General features: G+C 53.9%; 15 protein-coding genes and 1 pseudogene. 14 read left to right on the forward strand and 2 right to left on the reverse strand.

The features are described from left to right. The first annotated feature begins 10 nt into the window (after positions 1-10). From sucA to sucD, 4 genes are all read left to right on the forward strand, one after another. Positions 11-2,818: a 2-oxoglutarate dehydrogenase E1 component gene (sucA, locus tag AC4ICF_RS06905; protein ID WP_116343910.1), complete on the forward strand. Its 2,808-nt coding sequence runs from the start codon at positions 11-13 to the stop codon at positions 2,816-2,818. Between the two features lie 14 nt (positions 2,819-2,832). Further along, complete coding sequence (gene odhB, locus AC4ICF_RS06910) at positions 2,833-4,053, forward strand: 2-oxoglutarate dehydrogenase complex dihydrolipoyllysine-residue succinyltransferase (protein WP_008501093.1); 1,221 nt, start codon at positions 2,833-2,835, stop codon at positions 4,051-4,053. Positions 4,054-4,136: 83 nt separating this feature from the next. After that, on the forward strand, positions 4,137-5,303 hold the full coding sequence (gene sucC, locus AC4ICF_RS06915; protein ID WP_006809579.1) for an ADP-forming succinate--CoA ligase subunit beta: 1,167 nt from the start codon (positions 4,137-4,139) through the stop codon (positions 5,301-5,303). Next, positions 5,303-6,172 (forward strand): succinate--CoA ligase subunit alpha, encoded by an 870-nt coding sequence (sucD, locus tag AC4ICF_RS06920; protein WP_008501094.1) that lies wholly within the window; start codon positions 5,303-5,305, stop codon positions 6,170-6,172. The genes sucC and sucD overlap by 1 nt, the downstream gene beginning before the upstream one ends. An 83-nt stretch (positions 6,173-6,255) precedes the next feature. On the opposite strand, the gene AC4ICF_RS06925 is transcribed toward sucD, so the two are convergent. Then, positions 6,256-6,972: a GntR family transcriptional regulator gene (locus AC4ICF_RS06925; RefSeq protein WP_302218911.1), complete on the reverse strand. Its 717-nt coding sequence runs from the start codon at positions 6,970-6,972 to the stop codon at positions 6,256-6,258. Positions 6,973-7,143: 171 nt separating this feature from the next. Here AC4ICF_RS06925 and mngA point away from each other — a divergent pair, with 171 nt between their 5' ends. The 3 genes and pseudogenes from mngA to AC4ICF_RS06940 form a co-directional block, all read left to right on the forward strand. Continuing rightward, on the forward strand, positions 7,144-9,060 hold the full coding sequence (mngA, locus tag AC4ICF_RS06930) for a PTS 2-O-a-mannosyl-D-glycerate transporter subunit IIABC (RefSeq protein WP_166710461.1): 1,917 nt from the start codon (positions 7,144-7,146) through the stop codon (positions 9,058-9,060). 24 nt (positions 9,061-9,084) lie between these two features. Beyond that, the gene (mngB, locus tag AC4ICF_RS06935; protein WP_316380477.1) at positions 9,085-11,715 is read left to right on the forward strand and encodes a mannosylglycerate hydrolase; all 2,631 of its coding nucleotides are present in this window, start codon (positions 9,085-9,087) and stop codon (positions 11,713-11,715) included. A 252-nt stretch (positions 11,716-11,967) separates the two neighbouring features. After that, positions 11,968-12,160, forward strand: a pseudogene (locus tag AC4ICF_RS06940) (succinate--CoA ligase subunit alpha); the annotation flags it as partial. A gap of 43 nt (positions 12,161-12,203) precedes the next feature. Here AC4ICF_RS06940 and AC4ICF_RS06945 read toward each other — a convergent pair. Next, a complete protein-coding gene (locus AC4ICF_RS06945) occupies positions 12,204-13,220 on the reverse strand; it encodes a phosphatidylinositol-specific phospholipase C (protein ID WP_316380476.1) in 1,017 nt (338 codons plus the stop codon). Positions 13,221-14,199: 979 nt separating this feature from the next. Here AC4ICF_RS06945 and cydA point away from each other — a divergent pair. From cydA to tolR, 7 genes are all read left to right on the forward strand, one after another. Continuing rightward, a complete protein-coding gene (gene cydA / locus AC4ICF_RS06950; protein ID WP_116343914.1) occupies positions 14,200-15,768 on the forward strand; it encodes a cytochrome ubiquinol oxidase subunit I in 1,569 nt (522 codons plus the stop codon). A gap of 15 nt (positions 15,769-15,783) precedes the next feature. Further along, complete coding sequence (cydB, locus tag AC4ICF_RS06955; RefSeq protein ID WP_028012386.1) at positions 15,784-16,923, forward strand: cytochrome d ubiquinol oxidase subunit II; 1,140 nt, start codon at positions 15,784-15,786, stop codon at positions 16,921-16,923. A 14-nt stretch (positions 16,924-16,937) separates the two neighbouring features. Next, positions 16,938-17,051 carry a cytochrome bd-I oxidase subunit CydX gene (gene cydX, locus AC4ICF_RS06960; protein WP_003858598.1) on the forward strand — a complete coding sequence of 38 codons (114 nt, stop codon included), beginning with the start codon at positions 16,938-16,940 and terminating at the stop codon, positions 17,049-17,051. Then, positions 17,051-17,341, forward strand: coding sequence for a cyd operon protein YbgE (gene ybgE / locus AC4ICF_RS06965; RefSeq protein ID WP_008501100.1), 291 nt, complete (start codon positions 17,051-17,053; stop codon positions 17,339-17,341). Before cydX ends, ybgE begins: the two co-directional genes overlap by 1 nt. A 148-nt stretch (positions 17,342-17,489) precedes the next feature. After that, positions 17,490-17,894 (forward strand): tol-pal system-associated acyl-CoA thioesterase, encoded by a 405-nt coding sequence (ybgC, locus tag AC4ICF_RS06970; RefSeq protein ID WP_003858593.1) that lies wholly within the window; start codon positions 17,490-17,492, stop codon positions 17,892-17,894. Beyond that, positions 17,891-18,583 carry a Tol-Pal system protein TolQ gene (gene tolQ / locus AC4ICF_RS06975; protein WP_008501101.1) on the forward strand — a complete coding sequence of 231 codons (693 nt, stop codon included), beginning with the start codon at positions 17,891-17,893 and terminating at the stop codon, positions 18,581-18,583. Before ybgC ends, tolQ begins: the two co-directional genes overlap by 4 nt. 3 nt (positions 18,584-18,586) lie before the next feature. Next, positions 18,587-19,015: a colicin uptake protein TolR gene (gene tolR / locus AC4ICF_RS06980; protein WP_003858589.1), complete on the forward strand. Its 429-nt coding sequence runs from the start codon at positions 18,587-18,589 to the stop codon at positions 19,013-19,015. Positions 19,016-19,040: the final 25 nt, after the last annotated feature.

Genomic DNA, 19,040 nt, shown 5'->3' on the forward strand with positions numbered 1-19,040 from the left:
AGGGATCACGATGCAGAACGGCGCAATGAAAGCCTGGCTGGACTCTTCTTACCTCTCTGGTGCGAACCAGAGCTGGATAGAACAGCTCTATGAAGACTTCTTAACCGATCCTGACTCAGTGGACGCAAACTGGCGTTCCATGTTCCAGCAGTTGCCTGGTACAGGGGTCAAACCGGATCAATTCCATTCCAAAACACGTGATTATTTCCGTCGTCTGGCGAAGGATGCCTCACGTTACTCTTCTGCGATTTCCGACCCTGACACCAATGCGAAGCAGGTTAAAGTCCTGCAGCTTATCAACGCTTATCGCTTCCGCGGTCACCAGCATGCGAATCTCGATCCGCTGGGACTGTGGAAACAAGACCGTGTGGCCGATCTCGATCCGGCGTATCACGATCTGACCGAGGCCGATTTCCAGGAAAGCTTTAACGTAGGTTCCTTTGCCATCGGCAAAGACACGATGAAGCTGGGCGATCTGATTGACGCGCTCAAGCAAACCTACTGCGGCTCCATCGGCGCGGAATATATGCACATTACCTCTACCGAAGAGAAACGCTGGATCCAGCAGCGCATCGAATCCGTAGCGGGCCACGCGACCTTCTCGGCTGACGAGAAAAAACGCTTCCTGAGTGAACTGACCGCAGCGGAAGGGCTTGAGCGCTATCTGGGTGCGAAGTTCCCGGGCGCAAAACGCTTCTCGCTGGAAGGCGGAGACGCGCTGGTGCCGATGCTGAAAGAGCTGATTCGCCACGCAGGCAAGAGCGGCACCCGTGAAGTGGTGCTCGGCATGGCGCACCGCGGTCGTCTGAACGTGCTGGTCAACGTGCTGGGTAAAAAACCGCAGGACCTGTTCGACGAATTCGCGGGCAAACATAAAGAACACCTCGGCACCGGCGACGTGAAGTATCACATGGGCTTCTCGTCGGATATCGAAACCGAAGGCGGTCTGGTTCACCTGGCGCTGGCGTTTAACCCGTCGCACCTGGAAATCGTCAGCCCGGTGGTTATCGGTTCCGTACGCGCGCGTCTGGATCGTCTGGACGAGCCAAGCAGCAATAAAGTGCTGCCAATCACCATCCACGGCGATGCGGCGGTAACAGGGCAGGGCGTGGTTCAGGAAACCCTGAACATGTCGAAAGCGCGTGGTTACGAAGTGGGCGGTACCGTTCGCATCGTGATCAACAACCAGGTGGGCTTTACTACCTCTAACCCGCTGGATGCGCGTTCTACCCCGTACTGCACCGACATCGGTAAGATGGTACAGGCACCCATTTTCCACGTTAACGCGGATGACCCGGAAGCCGTTGCTTTCGTTACCCGCCTGGCGCTGGACTTCCGTAATACCTTCAAACGCGATGTGTTCATTGACCTCTTCTGCTACCGCCGTCACGGCCACAACGAAGCGGATGAGCCAAGTGCAACCCAGCCGCTGATGTACCAGAAAATCAAAAAACACCCGACCCCACGCAAAATCTATGCTGACAAGCTGGAAAGCGACAAAGTGGCGACGCTGGAAGATGCGACCGAAATGGTTAACCTCTACCGCGACGCGCTGGACGCGGGTGAATGCGTAGTGAAAGAGCTGCGCCCGATGAACATGCACTCCTTTACCTGGTCGCCGTACCTCAACCACGAGTGGGATGAGAGCTACCCGAACAAAGTGGAGATGAAGCGCCTGCAGGAGCTGGCTAAACGCATCAGCACCGTGCCGGACGCTATCGAGATGCAGTCTCGCGTGGCGAAAATTTACGCTGACCGTCAGTCCATGGCGGCAGGCGAGAAGCTGTTTGACTGGGGCGGCGCGGAAACGCTGGCTTACGCGACGCTGGTTGACGAAGGCATTCCTGTTCGTCTGTCCGGTGAAGATGCGGGTCGCGGCACCTTCTTCCACCGTCATGCGGTGGTTCACAACCAGTCTAACGGTTCAACCTACACCCCGCTGCAGCACGTGCACAACGGTCAAGGCCAGTTCAAGGTCTGGGACTCCGTGCTGTCTGAAGAAGCGGTACTGGCTTTCGAGTACGGTTACGCCACGGCAGAACCGCGCACCCTGACCATCTGGGAAGCGCAGTTCGGTGACTTCGCCAACGGTGCGCAGGTGGTTATCGACCAGTTCATCTCCTCCGGCGAGCAGAAGTGGGGCCGCATGTGTGGCCTGGTGATGCTGCTGCCGCACGGCTATGAAGGTCAGGGTCCGGAGCACTCCTCCGCGCGTCTGGAACGTTATCTGCAGCTTTGCGCCGAGCAGAACATGCAGGTCTGCGTGCCGTCCACCCCGGCTCAGGTCTACCACATGCTGCGTCGTCAGGCGCTGCGCGGTATGCGTCGTCCACTGGTGGTGATGTCGCCGAAATCCCTGCTGCGTCATCCGCTGGCGGTGTCCAGCCTGGATGAGCTGGCGAACGGCACCTTCCTGCCGGCCATCGGTGAAATTGACGAGCTGGATCCGCAGGCCGTGAAGCGCGTGGTGATGTGTTCTGGTAAGGTTTATTACGACCTGCTGGAACAGCGCCGTAAGAACGATCAGAAAGATGTCGCCATCGTGCGTATCGAACAGCTTTATCCGTTCCCGCATCAGGCGATGCAGGAAGTGCTGAAACAGTACGCTCACGTACATGATTTTGTCTGGTGCCAGGAAGAGCCGCTCAACCAGGGCGCATGGTACTGCAGCCAGCATCATTTCCGTGAAGTGATTCCATTTGGGTCAGCCCTGCGCTATGCAGGTCGCCCGGCCTCCGCCTCTCCGGCGGTAGGGTATATGTCCGTTCACCAGAAGCAGCAACAAGATCTGGTCAATGACGCGCTGAACGTCGATTAATTAAAGGATACATAATGAGTAGCGTAGATATTCTTGTTCCCGACCTGCCTGAATCCGTAGCAGATGCGACCGTCGCTACCTGGCACAAAAAACCAGGCGATGCCGTTAAGCGCGATGAAGTGCTGGTAGAAATCGAAACTGACAAAGTGGTACTGGAAGTACCGGCTTCGGCGGATGGCGTTCTGGACGCGGTGCTGGAAGATGAAGGTACCACGGTCACCTCTCGTCAGATCCTGGGTCGCCTGCGTGAAGGCAACAGCGCGGGCAAAGAGTCCAGCGCCAAATCTGAAGAGAAAGCCTCTACGCCGGCTCAGCGCCAGCAGGCTTCTCTGGAAGAACAATCTAACGATGCCCTTAGCCCGGCGATCCGTCGCCTGCTGGCGGAACACAGCCTTGACCCGGCAGCCATTAAAGGCACCGGTGTGGGCGGTCGTCTGACGCGCGAAGATATCGATAAGCACCTGGCGAAAGCGCCTGCTCAGGCAGAAGCGAAAGCCCCTGCGGCAGCACCAGCAGCACAGCCTGCTCTGGGCGCACGTAGCGAAAAACGCGTGCCAATGACCCGCCTGCGCAAGCGCGTGGCCGAGCGTCTGCTGGAAGCGAAAAACTCCACCGCGATGTTGACCACCTTCAACGAAGTGAACATGAAGCCAATCATGGACCTGCGTAAGCAGTACGGTGACGCCTTTGAAAAACGTCACGGTATCCGTCTGGGCTTTATGTCCTTCTACGTGAAGGCGGTGGTTGAAGCGCTGAAACGCTACCCGGAAGTGAACGCGTCTATCGATGGCGATGACGTGGTTTACCACAACTATTTCGACGTCAGCATGGCGGTTTCTACTCCACGTGGCCTGGTAACGCCGGTTCTGCGTGATGTGGATACCCTGGGTATGGCTGATATCGAGAAAAACATTAAAGAGCTGGCTGTTAAAGGCCGCGACGGCAAGCTGACCGTAGACGACCTGACCGGCGGTAACTTCACCATTACCAACGGCGGCGTATTCGGCTCGCTGATGTCTACCCCGATCATTAACCCGCCGCAGAGCGCGATCCTGGGTATGCACGCTATTAAAGATCGTCCTATGGCGGTAGACGGTAAGGTTGAGATCCTGCCGATGATGTACCTGGCGCTCTCTTACGATCACCGCCTGATCGACGGCCGCGAGTCCGTAGGCTTCCTGGTGGCGATTAAAGAGCTGCTGGAAGATCCAACGCGCCTGCTGCTGGACGTCTAGTTTTGCAGTCTTGCCCGGCGGCGTATGGCTGCCGGGCCAATAAAAGCACGACCTAACGATTACCTGAAGGATGGATAGAACACATGAACTTACATGAATATCAGGCCAAACAGCTGTTTGCCCGGTATGGCTTACCGGCTCCGGTGGGTTATGCCTGTACTACCCCGCGTGAAGCAGAAGAAGCCGCATCTAAAATCGGTTCCGGCCCGTGGGTAGTTAAATGTCAGGTTCACGCTGGTGGCCGTGGTAAAGCGGGCGGTGTGAAGGTTGTTAAAAGCAAAGAAGAGATTCGTGCGTTTGCTGAACATTGGCTCGGCAAGCGTCTGGTGACCTACCAGACAGATGCAAACGGCCAGCCGGTCAACCAGATCCTGGTTGAAGCGGCAACCGATATCGCGAAAGAGCTGTACCTGGGCGCGGTTGTTGACCGTAGCTCCCGTCGCGTGGTGTTCATGGCGTCTACCGAAGGCGGCGTGGAAATCGAAAAAGTGGCGGAAGAAACGCCTCACCTGATCCACAAAGTAGCAATCGATCCACTGGCGGGCCCAATGCCTTACCAGGGTCGCGAGTTGGCGTTCAAACTGGGCCTGGAAGGCAAGCTGGTTCAGCAGTTCACCAAGATCTTCATGGGTCTGGCGACCATCTTCCTGGAGCGCGACCTGGCGCTGATCGAGATCAACCCGCTGGTGATCACCACCCAGGGCGATCTGATCTGCCTCGACGGCAAGCTGGGCGCTGACGGCAACGCGCTGTTCCGCCAGCCGGATCTGCGCGAAATGCGCGATCAGTCTCAGGAAGATCCACGTGAAGCGCAGGCGGCACAGTGGGAACTGAACTACGTAGCGCTGGATGGTAACATCGGCTGCATGGTTAACGGTGCGGGCCTGGCAATGGGCACCATGGACATCGTTAAGCTGCACGGCGGTGAGCCAGCAAACTTCCTCGACGTGGGCGGTGGCGCAACCAAAGAGCGCGTAACCGAAGCGTTTAAAATCATTCTCTCCGACGACAACGTGAAGGCTGTTCTGGTGAACATCTTCGGCGGTATCGTCCGTTGCGACCTGATCGCAGACGGTATCATCGGTGCGGTAGAAGAAGTGGGCGTTAACGTTCCGGTAGTTGTGCGTCTGGAAGGTAACAACGCTGAACTCGGCGCGAAAAAACTGGCTGACAGCGGCCTGAATATTATTGCAGCGAAAAGTCTGACGGATGCAGCTCAGCAGGTTGTTGCCGCAGTGGAGGGGAAATAATGTCCGTTTTAATTAATAAAGATACCAAGGTTATCTGCCAGGGCTTCACCGGTAGCCAGGGGACTTTCCACTCCGAACAGGCGATTGCCTATGGTACGCAGATGGTTGGCGGCGTAACGCCAGGTAAAGGCGGTACCACCCACCTGGGCCTGCCGGTGTTCAACACCGTGCGTGAAGCGGTAGAAGCGACGGGCGCAACCGCGACCGTGATCTACGTTCCGGCTCCGTTCTGCAAAGACTCCATTCTGGAAGCGATCGACGCAGGCATTAAACTGATCATCACCATCACCGAAGGCATCCCGACGCTGGATATGCTGACCGTGAAGGTGAAGCTGGACGAAGCTGGCGTGCGCATGATCGGCCCGAACTGCCCTGGCGTTATCACCCCGGGCGAATGCAAAATCGGCATCATGCCGGGCCACATTCACAAACCGGGCAAAGTGGGCATCGTGTCCCGTTCCGGTACCCTGACCTATGAAGCAGTTAAGCAGACCACCGATTACGGCTTCGGCCAGTCCACCTGCGTGGGCATCGGCGGTGACCCGATCCCGGGCTCTAACTTCATCGATATCCTGAAGCTGTTCCAGGAAGATCCGCAGACCGAAGCGATCGTGATGATCGGTGAGATCGGCGGAAGCGCGGAAGAAGAAGCGGCTGCTTACATCAAAGAACACGTGACCAAGCCAGTTGTGGGCTACATCGCGGGTGTGACCGCGCCGAAAGGCAAGCGTATGGGTCACGCAGGTGCGATCATCGCCGGTGGTAAAGGTACGGCTGATGAGAAATTCGCAGCGCTGGAAGCCGCAGGCGTGAAGACCGTTCGCAGCCTGGCGGATATCGGCGAAGCACTGAAATCCATCATTAAGTAAGTCCTCTCTGCTCCCCGAAAGGGGGGCGTTGAAGTATAAAAATGTCCGTTTCGACATGGTTGGCCGCTGTAAAGCGGCCTTTTTTATTGCCTGCGTTTGGCGACAAGCGTGAACTTGTAATCGTCGGTATTGAACACGTTGCGGCTGTATTCAAATACCCGTCCGTCCTTCAGAAACCCGCGGGAGACTTTTTCCAGGATCGGCTTCGCCGGATCGAGCGCCAGCGCGGCAATTGCCTCTTCTGACGGCATGATCGGCACCAGTTCCTGCTCGCTGCGATCGATAACCAGCTTTTTGATCTGCTCAACGTAGTGGTATTTCGAATTCTCCATCACTTCCCAGGTGAGGTCGGGGAACATCGCCAGCGGCATCCATGTTTCTTCCAGATTCACCGGTTTTTGCTTGATAAAGCGGACTCGTTTGACGTGCCAGACTTTATCGTCCGGGTTGATCGCCAGCCGTGCCGCGAGCATCTCATCGGCTTTCACCACTTCGAAGACCCTGACGTCGCTGTGCGTATCGACGTTTCGGTCCGCCAGCTTTTCGTAAAATCCGGTGAGCTGGTAAATATCGTAGTTAACCCGCTCCTCTTTTACATACGAGCCGCTGCCCTGAATGCTTTCGACGATCTGCTCATCGGCGAGCAGCTTCAGAGCCTGCCGTACGGTGACACGGCTGACGCTAAAAGCCTCCTGAAGGCTGGACTCCGTCGGGAGTGCGTCCCCGGGTTTTAATTCCCCGGCATTAATTTTCTCGCGGAACGCATCGGCTATCTGCCGGTACATTGGTTTATTGCCCATTTCATCGCGCCTGCTTAATACCTTTTTAGGGCATTATGCATTCAACTAATAATTTGTAAATAATACAACTCAAATACAAATTTGATGGTTAGTGAAAATGATCACATAAATGTATTATTAAGTCTGCCAGAATCCTTCCCAGACAATAACTTTTTATAGGTGAGGATCTTTATGAACCTGACGACTCTGACCGATCCGCGTGCTGTCTGCGTTCAGGCGCAGTTTACTGGCCGTGATGAGGCAATCCGTCAGCTTGCAGCGCGGCTGGTTACGCTGGGCAAAATAGCGGACGCCGATGCCTTTCTGGCGGAAGTTTTCCAGCGTGAATCGCTTGGCCCGACGGCGCTGGGAGAAGGACTGGCCGTGCCTCACGGTAAATCAGCAGCCGTGAAGGAAGCGGCTTTTGCCGTGGCAACCCTGAGCGAACCGCTGGAGTGGGAAGGCGTTGATGGGCCGGAAAAGGTTGAGCTGATTTTTCTGCTCGCTATTCCGCCTGCACAAGCCGGTTCGACGCATATTCAGGTGCTAACGGAGCTAACGTCTCGCCTGGCGGATGACGATCTCAGGGCACGGGTGATGGCGGCCTCCACGGCGGAAGAAGTTCTTGCTGCGCTGGAAGCTGCTCCTGATGCGGAAGAGGCCGATGTCGCGGTAAATGCCCCGACAATCGTCTGCGTTACCGCCTGTCCGGCTGGAATCGCCCATACCTACATGGCTGCGGAGTATCTGGAAAAAGCGGGACGCAAACTGGGCGTCAACGTAGTGGTCGAAAAGCAGGGGGCGAACGGCATTGAGGGACGCATCACCGCGCAGCAGCTGCAGGAGGCCAAAGCCTGCATCTTTGCGGCGGAGGTGGCGATCAAGGAGAGCGAACGTTTTCAGGGGATCCCCGCCATTTCAGTGCCCGTTGCGGAACCTCTGCGCCATGCTGAAGCTCTCATTGAACGCGCGCTGGCACTCCAGCCCTCAACCGATGCACGTCAAGTGCATGGCGATCCCGAAACGAAAAAGAGCGTTAAAACTGAACTCAAGCAGGCGCTTCTTAGCGGTATCTCCTTTGCGGTGCCGCTGATCGTCGCCGGCGGGACGGTGCTGGCCGTGTCGGTACTGCTGGCACAAATTCTGGGCCTGCAGCACCTGTTCGACCAGGAAAACTCGTGGCTGTGGATGTACCGCAAGCTTGGCGGCGGCATGCTCGGCATTCTGATGGTACCCGTTCTGGCGGCCTATACAGCTTACTCGCTGGCGGATAAACCCGCGCTGACGCCGGGCTTTGCGGCCGGGCTTGCAGCCAATATGATCGGTTCCGGTTTTCTGGGCGCTATCGTCGGAGGGCTGATCGCGGGTTACCTGATGCGCTGGGTGAAAAATCACATTCGCCTGAGTAGCCGCTTCAACGGTTTTTTAACCTTTTATCTCTATCCGGTTATTGGCGTACTGGGTGCGGGCAGCCTGATGCTGTTTGTGATCGGTGAGCCGGTGGCCTGGCTTAATACTACGCTCACCGCCTGGCTTAACGGTTTATCCGGTGCGAATGCGCTGCTTCTGGGGGCGATCCTCGGCTTTATGTGCTCATTCGATTTGGGTGGCCCGGTCAACAAAGCCTCTTACGCGTTCTGTCTGGGAGCGATGGCTAACGGGGTATACGGTCCCTATGCGATCTTTGCCTCCGTCAAAATGGTGTCGGCCTTTACCGTGACGGCGTCAACGATGCTGGCGCCGAAGTTTTTTAAACCGTTTGAAATTGAAACCGGTAAATCAACGTGGCTGCTCGGCCTGGCGGGCATTACCGAAGGGGCGATCCCAATGGCGATTGAAGATCCGCTTCGCGTCATTGGCTCATTTGTGCTCGGCTCCATGGTAACAGGCGCGATTGTTGGTGCGATGGGGATCGGGTTATCCACCCCGGGGGCCGGTATTTTCTCTCTCTTTTTACTTCACGATGCCGGGTTGAGCGGTGTGGTTGCGGCGGCGGGCTGGTTTGGCGCGGCGCTGGTGGGTACCGCTATCTCCACCTTTATTCTGCTGCTCTGGCGACGCCAGGCGGTAAAAAAGGGCAAATACGTCATTGAAGACGCCATACCGTAAAAACTCACAAAACAGGAAACGAAGATGAAAGCTGTATCTCGCGTTCATATCACGCCGCATATGCACTGGGACCGTGAGTGGTACTTCACCACTGAAGAGTCACGTATTCTTCTGGTCAATAATATGGAAGAGATCCTGACCCGTCTGGAGCAGGACGATGAATATAAATATTACGTCCTCGATGGTCAGACGGCGGTGCTGGAGGATTATTTTGCCGTCGTGCCCGAAAACCGGGCACGCGTGAAGGCGCTAGTCGAGCGCGGAAAGCTCATTATTGGCCCCTGGTATACCCAGACCGATACCACTATTGTCAGCGGCGAGTCGATTGTCCGCAACCTGATGTACGGTATCCGGGACTGTATGGCGTTCGGCGAGCCGATGAAGATAGGTTATCTGCCGGATTCGTTTGGTATGTCCGGCCAGCTTCCGCATATCTATAACGGATTTGGCATTACCCGCACCATGTTCTGGCGCGGCTGTTCTGAACGACACGGGACCGATAAAACCGAGTTTCTCTGGCAGAGCCAGGACGGCAGCGAAGTTACGGCTCAGGTGCTGCCGCTGGGCTACGCGATTGGTAAGTACTTACCGGAGGACGAAGCCGGGCTGCGAAAACGGCTCGATAGCTATTTCGACGTTCTGGAAAAGGCCTCCGTCACCAAAGAGATTTTGCTGCCCAACGGCCACGATCAAATGCCGCTGCAGCAGAACATTTTTGCGGTGATGGATAAGCTGCGTGAAATCTATCCCCAGCGTCAATTTGTGATGAGCCGTTTTGAGGAGGTGTTTGACCATATCGAGGCGCGCCGCGATGAGCTGGCGACCCTGAAAGGGGAGTTTATCGACGGGAAATATATGCGCGTTCACCGGACAATCGGCTCCACGCGCATGGATATTAAAATCGCCCATGCGCGTATCGAGAACAAAATTGTCAATATTCTCGAACCGCTGGCGACGCTTGCCTGGACGCTGGGCTTCGATTACCACCACGGCCTGCTGGAGAAGATGTGGAAAGAGATCCTCAAAAACCACGCTCACGACAGCATCGGCTGCTGCTGCAGCGACAAGGTGCACCGCGAGATTGTCTCCCGCTTTGAGCTGGCTGAGGACATGGCGGACAACCTGGTGCGTTTCTATATGCGCAAGATTGTCGACAACATGCCGCAAAGCGACGCCGACAAGCTGGTGATGTTCAACCTGATGCCCTGGCCGCGTGAAGAGGTGATGAACACCACGATTCGACTGCGCGCCAGCCAGTTCCGTCTGCGGGATGATAAAGGCAACGAGATCCCGTATTTCATTCGCAGCGCGCGCGAGCTCGACCCTGGTCTCATTGACCGGCAGATTGTCCATTACGGCAATTACGAACCGTTTATGGAGTTTGATATTCAGCTCAGCCAGATACTGCCGTCGATGGGCTACCGTACGCTGTTTATCGAACCAAACGTGGCCGGGAAGGTGCTCTCGCCGGTGAAAAACACCGAATCCTTGCTTGAAAACGCCTTCTGGCAGATTGATATAAATAACGACGGTACGCTGCGCCTGCGCGACAAAGAAACCGGGCTGATTTATGACCGCGTGCTGGAAATCGAAGAGAGTTCGGATGATGGCGATGAGTACGACTACTCGCCTTCGCGGGAAGAGTGGAGACTCACTTCTGCACAGGGTGAGCATCAGGTCGAGGTTATACACGAAGGCTGGCAGAGCAGGGCGGTGATTCGCCATCAGATCGCGGTACCATCTAATCTGGCCGAACGCGCGGCGGGTCAGCGAAACGGGTCTCTCGGCGCTGAGTTTGAAATCACGCTTAGCCACCACAGCAGACGTATTGATGTGGCAGTGCGTCTGGATAATCAGGCTGACGACCACCGCGTTCGCGTGCTGATCCCAACGCCGTTTACAACCCAGGGCGTGTTAGCGGATACGCAGTTTGGCACTCTCACTCGTCCGGTGCAGGACGCGGCGATGGAAAACTGGCAGGAGGAGGGGTGGAAAGAAGCGCCGGTTCCGGTCTGGAACTTACTCAACTATGCCGTCCTGCAGGAAAAACGAAACGGGCTTGCGCTGTTCACCGAAGGACTACGCGAGTTTGAAGTAGTAGGCGAGGATAAAAAAGCCTTTGCCCTGACCCTGCTTCGCGGCGTGGGGTTACTCGGCAAAGAAGATTTGCTGTTGCGCCCCGGTAGACCTTCAGGAATCAAAATGCCTGTTCCTGACTCCCAGGTGCGCGGTTCGTTAAGCTGTCGCTTTAGCCTATTCAGCTTCAGTGGAACGCCGGAAAACGCGGGCGTCGCGCAGCAGGCTAAATCGTGGTTAACACCGGTGCAGTGCTATAACAAAATTCCCTGGGACGCGATGAAGCTCAATCGCTCGTCGTTTACCACGCCGGAAAGTTACAGTCTGCTGGCGCTTTCGCCAACGGGATGCGTGCTCAGTACGCTCAAAAAGGCTGAAGATCGAGACGAGCTCATTCTTCGTCTGTTCAACCCTTCTGAGTCCAGCGCATGTGACGCGACGTTATCCGTGGATCCGACCGTGAAACGGTGCTGCGAAACGGACATGAATGAACGGATAATAGACAATCGTGAAGAAGAGGGCATCGTCGGGGCATTCAGACCGGGACAGTCACGAACCTTCAGCATTCTTCTTGCCTGAAAAACGCTGACACGATCAAAAGGCCGCAGAGTTTGCGGCCTTTTATCATTAAATAGTCATGCTTCGGTGTTAACTTCCGGGATAATAAAAGTAAATCAAATGTAATTTCTAAGGGTTGCAAAAACAGAATGGAAAAATAAACTGGCCCGACTACGCTTATTGCTTGTCTCGCTTCGGCAGGGCGTTTTTCTCTCGCGTTAATTAAAATCACTTCTGTTTATATTTTTTTCGTCTTCGATAACCAATCGCATCCTGGATATGCTGACCGTGAAGGTGAAGCTGGATGAAGCAGGCGTGCACATGATCGGCCCGAACTGCCCAGGCGTTATCACCCCTGGCGAATGCAAAATCGGCATCATGCCGGACCACATTCATCGGCCAGTCCACCTGTGTGGGCATCGGCTGTGACCCGATCCCTGGCTCTAACTTCATCGACATCATAAAATATGTCGTTTCGACATGGTTGGCCGCTGAAAAGCGGCCTTTTTTTAGAAGTTGTTTTTATTGATGATGGCGCGAATTAACCCTTTGCCCGGGAAATCGGCGGCGATGATCCCTGTGCGCTCAACATAATTATTGTTCAGATAGTTGCGGGTCAGCGTGTTGGTGCCTTCAAACGCGATCGTACAGATGCGGATAAAACAGCTAACCCGTGGGAAATCAGGGTACTTATATTTCCATCCCGGCGTGGTCAGGCCCGTTGAGAGGCGCGGTGCCGATGTGCCTGCGCTGGAGTGGCCGCTGGCAACAAAATAGGGAAAAGATCCCCCCGCCGCGCTCAGATAGTTAATCGAGATATCACCGTAATTTTGATTATCATTAATAAACTTTTTAACCTTTTCCCATTTACCGTAGAGATCCCAGTTTGAACTTACGGACCAGGCATCCTGCATTTCGATACTATTTAAACGGCGGGATGCAACGGGGGGACTGCCGGTGCTTTCAAAATTGTCCCAAATAATAAAGACTTTTCCGCGAACCTGATTAAGCGTAGGGTCGTGAAGGTAACCATAATCGGACAGGAACGTATTTTGATACGTCGAAATATAGCTATCCATGGTTTCGCTGATGCTTCGGGTGTTATTCGACGGGGAATACTCTTCGCGAAGTCGCATCACCACGGTTTCGCCGCGATGCTGTTGCAGGAAGGCCGTCACCGACTTCATTACGTCATCAAAGTTAAGATTTTGATATTTCACGCCGTGATGAATAGCAAAAGCATCATCGATGTGCCGCACCCGAATATCCAGATAGCGGATCCCCGCGTTAAGCTGCTGAGGAATGGTCATGACCTGGTTGGCGATGGCATCTCCACCGTAGCGTGAGCCTGAATCATGCGTGCCTGGGATACTCAATCGTGAAAGGGTAAGGTTGCCAGGGAGGCGGGCCATCCAGTCGGTCTGGGTATAATCCATAATTGCCGCATCGTGACTATAGGCATCGTCATTATGCGCAAATGCGGTCGTGCTTATTAATAAAGCACCGAGCAGAGGTAGGTATTTCATATGGTAATAACTCTTTGAGTGGGTAAAAATTTAAAAAATAATTATTTCAGTAATAAAATGCTCTCACAAGATAAGCTGGCCTAAATAAATTCTTAATATATGATTTTGTTTTTTTATTAATCGCAGGAAAGCGTGGTTTTGTGGTTAATTTGTGCAAATATATAATTTAAATTAATTGATATAGTGTTATTTTTATTCTCAAGCTGCTAATTACACCGCAATCATTCGAAGGGTAAATAATTCACTCACCTGCCCGGCACGCTTTTTTGCTGCAATTTTTTTTGAAGCTAATAATAGCATCAGCCCCTTTCTGCCCCATTGCTTGAAGGAAGCAGACGATTCGCAGTAAGGGTAGTGAAACACGGAAAAAATGTTCCTCTTTGGCTGGCTTACAGATCGTGAACAGGGGGGGCCGCGAGGGGAGGGAGATCTGTGCGAGGGGCGACAGGATGGTTTTTTAATGTAGAGGGTGCGATGAGGTGATATTGAGCGCGTAGTTAAGGTAAATCACTTTTAACTAAATTTGCATCATCTTTGATAACCTGCACAACTTTTGTATATACATGTATTTAACATGGATTTCACCAAAATCACCACACTTAAACTTTGTTAACATTGCCGGTCTTTTTTGATTTAAATCAATGTTTAATTCTTGGAAAAATGAGTAGAAAAGCGCTAAATTGTTCCCGATCAAAATGGCCGAAATGTGGTGATTTTGCTATAAGTTGATCGTCGTCGAAAAACGTAAATGTGATTCAATAAAAACCTGTTTATTGTAAGGGTTTTGCAGCGTATTATATTTGCGGGATCAATTTGAGTTTTTTATTAACCTATTTGTAACCTATCGTTATCGTTTTTATCCTTCTCCAGGGTAATAACGACGACCAGGATGCGAATAATTTGTATTGGGGCATGCGTGTGGATCTCTCTCTGACGGGGTTCACTCTCGGAGTCTTCATGCGATGAGCAAGGAGTCATAATGTTAGACGTAGTCGAACTGTCGCGCTTACAGTTTGCCTTGACCGCGATGTACCACTTTCTGTTTGTGCCACTGACGCTCGGTATGGCGTTCCTGCTGGCCATCATGGAAACGGTTTACGTCCTCTCCGGCAAACAGATTTATAAAGATATGACCAAGTTCTGGGGCAAGTTGTTTGGTATCAACTTTGCGCTGGGCGTGGCAACCGGTTTGACCATGGAGTTCCAGTTCGGGACTAACTGGTCTTACTATTCCCACTATGTAGGGGATATCTTCGGTGCGCCGCTGGCCATTGAAGGTCTGATGGCCTTCTTCCTCGAATCCACCTTTGTAGGTCTGTTCTTCTTCGGTTGGGACCGTCTGGGTAAAGTCCAGCACATGGCCGTAACCTGGCTGGTGGCATTAGGTTCTAACCTGTCCGCGCTGTGGATCCTGGTGGCGAACGGCTGGATGCAGAACCCGATCGCGTCTGACTTCAACTTCGAAACCATGCGCATGGAGATGGTCAGCTTTGCCGAGCTGGTCCTGAACCCGGTTGCTCAGGTTAAATTCGTTCACACTGTGGCATCTGGCTACGTGTGCGGCGCGATGTTCGTGCTGGGTATCAGCTCCTACTATATGCTGCGCGGTCGTGACTTCGCGTTTGCCAAGCGCTCCTTTGCTATCGCTGCAAGCTTCGGTATGGCTGCAATCCTCTCCGTTATCGTTCTGGGTGATGAATCCGGTTACGAAATGGGTGACGTGCAGAAAACCAAACTGGCCGCTATCGAAGCCGAATGGGAAACCCAGCCGGCGCCTGCTGCCTTTACGCTGTTCGGTATTCCCGATCAGGACGCGCAGGAAAACCGCTTCGCCATTCAGATCCCTTACGCGCTGGGTATCATTGCAACCCGTTCTGTCGATAAGCAGGTAACGGGTCTGAAAGAGCTGATGGTTCAGCACGAAGAGCGTATCCGTAACGGTATGAAGGCCTACTCGCTGCTGGAACAGCTGCGTGCCGGTTCTACCGACCAGGCTGTTCGCGACCAGTTCAACAACGTGAAGAAAGATCTGGGTTACGGTCTGCTGCTGAAACGCTATACCCCGAACGTTTCTGATGCGACGGAAGCACAGATTCAGATGGCGACCAAAGACTCGATTCCTCGCGTTGCGCCACTGTACTTCGCATTCCGTATCATGGTGGGCTGCGGCATCATCATGCTGCTGATCATTGCGGCGTCCTTCTGGTCCGTGATTCGCAACCGCATCGGCGAGAAAAAATGGCTGCTGCGTACCGCGCTGTACGGTATTCCACTGCCGTGGATCGCAATTGAGTCCGGCTGGTTTGTCGCAGAATACGGCCGTCAGCCATGGGCGATTGGTGAGGTGCTGCCAACGGCGGTAGCGAACTCCTCCCTGACGGCAGGCGATCTGATCTTCTCCATGCTGCTGATCTGTGGTCTGTACACCCTGTTCCTGGTGGCTGAACTGTTCCTGATGTTCAAGTTCGCGCGCCTTGGCCCAAGCAGCCTGAAAACCGGTCGCTATCACTACGAGCAGTCCACTGTGACTACTCAGCCGGCACGCTAAGACAGGAGTCATCAAATGATCGATTATGAAGTATTGCGTTTTATCTGGTGGCTGCTGGTTGGCGTTCTGCTGATCGGTTTCGCCGTCACGGATGGTTTCGACATGGGGGTGGGGATGCTCACCCGTTTCCTCGGTCGCAATGACACCGAGCGTCGAATCATGATTAACTCTATCGCCCCTCACTGGGACGGTAACCAGGTGTGGCTGATCACCGCAGGCGGCGCGCTGTTTGCTGCCTGGCCGATGGTCTACGCGGCTGCGTTCTCAGGCTTCTACGTGGCGATGATTCTGGTACTGGCCTCTTTATTCTTCCGTCCGGTCGGTTTCGACTACCGTTCCAAGATTGAAGACACCCGCTGGCGCAACATGTGGGACTGGGGCATCTTCATCGGTAGCTTCGTTCCACCGCTGGTGATTGGCGTGGCGTTCGGTAACCTGCTGCAGGGCGTACCGTTCCACCTCGACGAATACATGCGTCTTTACTACACCGGTAACTTCTTCCAGCTGCTGAATCCGTTTGGTCTGCTGGCCGGTGTGGTGAGCGTGGCGATGATCATCACTCAGGGCGCAACCTACCTGCAGATGCGTACCGTCGGTGAACTGCACCTGCGCTCTCGTGCTACTGCTCAGGTTGCGGCACTGGTGACGCTGGTTTGCTTTGCTCTGGCAGGCGTGTGGGTGGTGTACGGTATTGATGGTTACGTGGTGACGTCCGCGATTAACCACTCGGCACCGTCTAACCCGCTGACCAAAGAAGTGGCGCGTCAGGCTGGTGCCTGGCTGGTGAACTTCAACAATACCCCTGCGCTGTGGGCGATCCCGGCTCTGGGTGTACTGCTGCCCCTGCTGACCGTGCTGACGTCTCGTCTGGAGAAAGGTGCTCTGGCGTTCGTGTTCTCTTCACTGACGCTGGCGTGCATCATCCTGACGGCGGGTATTGCCATGTTCCCATTCGTCATGCCGTCCAGCACCATGCTGAATGCTAGCCTGACCATGTGGGATGCAACCTCCAGCCATATGACGCTGAACTTAATGACTTACGTTGCTTGCGTGTTCGTTCCGATTGTTCTGGCTTACACCATCTGGTGTTACTGGAAAATGTTCGGTCGTATCACTAAAGAACATATCGAAAGCAACACCCACTCTATGTACTAAGTAAGGAGCTGAATATGTGGTATTTCGCATGGATTTTAGGGACGCTTCTTGCCTGTGCTTTTGGTGTCATTACTGCCCTGGCGCTTGAGCACGTAGAAGCGACCAAAGCGGGTGAAGAAAAACACTGATGAATATTATCGCGAAACTTTACGCGGTAATGGATAAGCGCCCGTTACGGGCGCTTTCTTTAGTGATGGCATTACTGCTGGCAGGCTGTATCTTCTGGGACCCGTCGCGCTTTGCGGCAAAGACCAGCGAGCTTGAGATCTGGCACGGCTTCCTCATCATGTGGGCGGTGTGTGCCGGGGTGATCCACGGCGTGGGCTTTCGTCCAAAAGCGGTTCACTGGCAGGGCATTTTCTGCCCGCTCATTGCCGATCTGGTCCTTCTCGCCGGATTGATTTTCTTCTTCTTCTGAATAAGAAACGTCCTATAACGTTATGGGCTTACCCGAGCCCATAAAAATTTACTCTCCGTTTACTTTCTCCCATTCCAAACCATCTTTCCCGCGCGTATAGTAGCGAAGTTTAAAAGCATTAACTTTTATTGCATTACCGGGATGTAAAGTGAATACAACGCTGTTTCGATGGCCGGTTCGTGTCTATTACGAAGATACCGATGCCGGTGGTGTGGTTTACCACGCCAGCTACGTTGCTTTTTATGAACGGGCACGCACAGAGATGCTGCGCCATCATCACTTTAGTCAACAGGTGCTGTTGGCTGAGCGAGTTGCCTTCGTGGTACGCAAGATGACGCTTGAGTATTTTGCGCCTGCCAGACTCGACGATATGCTCGAAGTCCAAACTGAAATTACATCAATGCGCGGGACCTCACTGGTATTCACGCAGCGGATAGTCAACGCAGAGAACACCGTACTGAACTCAGCTGAAGTACTGATTGTTTGTGTTGATCCAACCATAATGAAGCCTCGTGCGCTTCCTAAGTCTATTGTCGCGGAGTTTAAGCAGTGACTGACATGAATATCCTTGATTTGTTCCTGAAGGCAAGCCTTCTGGTTAAACTTATCATGTTGATTTTGATTGGTTTTTCAATCGCATCCTGGGCCATCATCATCCAGAGAACGCGTATCCTCAATGCTGCTGGCCGTGAAGCGGAAGCGTTTGAAGATAAGTTCTGGTCGGGTATTGAGCTTTCTCGTCTGTATCAGGAGAGCCAGGGACGCCGTGAAAACCTGACCGGCTCCGAACAAATTTTCTATAGCGGATTCAAAGAGTTTGCTCGTCTGCATCGTGCAAACAATCATGCGCCGGAAGCGGTCGTGGAAGGCGCCTCGCGTGCGATGCGTATCTCTATGAACCGTGAGCTGGAAAATCTTGAAACGCACATTCCTTTCCTCGGCACTGTCGGCTCCATCAGCCCGTATATCGGTCTGTTTGGTACCGTGTGGGGGATCATGCACGCCTTTATCGCGCTTGGCGCGGTGAAGCAGGCGACGTTGCAGATGGTTGCACCGGGTATCGCTGAAGCACTGATTGCGACCGCTATCGGTCTGTTTGCGGCTATCCCGGCGGTTATGGCTTACAACCGTCTGAACCAGCGCGTGAACAAACTGGAACTGAACTACGACAACTTTATGGAAGAGTTCACCGCGATTCTGCACCGTCAGGCGTTTACCAGCACCGAGAGCAACAAGGGGTAAACCATGGCCAGATCGCGTGGACGAGGTCGTCGCGAGCTCAAGTCCGAAATCAATATCGTTCCACTGCTGGACGTCCTGTTGGTACTGCTGCTGATCTTCATGGCAACAGCGCCAATCATTACCCAGAGCGTGGAGGTGGATCTTCCGGATGCGACAGAATCACAGGCGGTGAGCACCAATGACGATCCTCCGGTCATCATTGAAGTTTCCGGCGTAGGGCAGTACAGCGTGGTGGTAGAAAAAGATCGCATGGATCAGCTTCCACCCGAGCAGGTGATTGCTGAGGCGCAGCGTCGCCTCGAGTCAAATCCGAAAACGGTCTTCTTAATCGGTGGCGCGAAAGACGTACCCTACGATGAAATTATTAAAGCGCTGAACTTGCTACATAGTGCGGGTGTTAAGTCAGTTGGCTTAATGACTCAACCTATTTGATCATCCGCGTAGTTTTTGGGAACCG

The sequence above is a fragment of the Enterobacter sp. ECC_219_Taxon_10 genome (genome assembly GCF_058354905.1).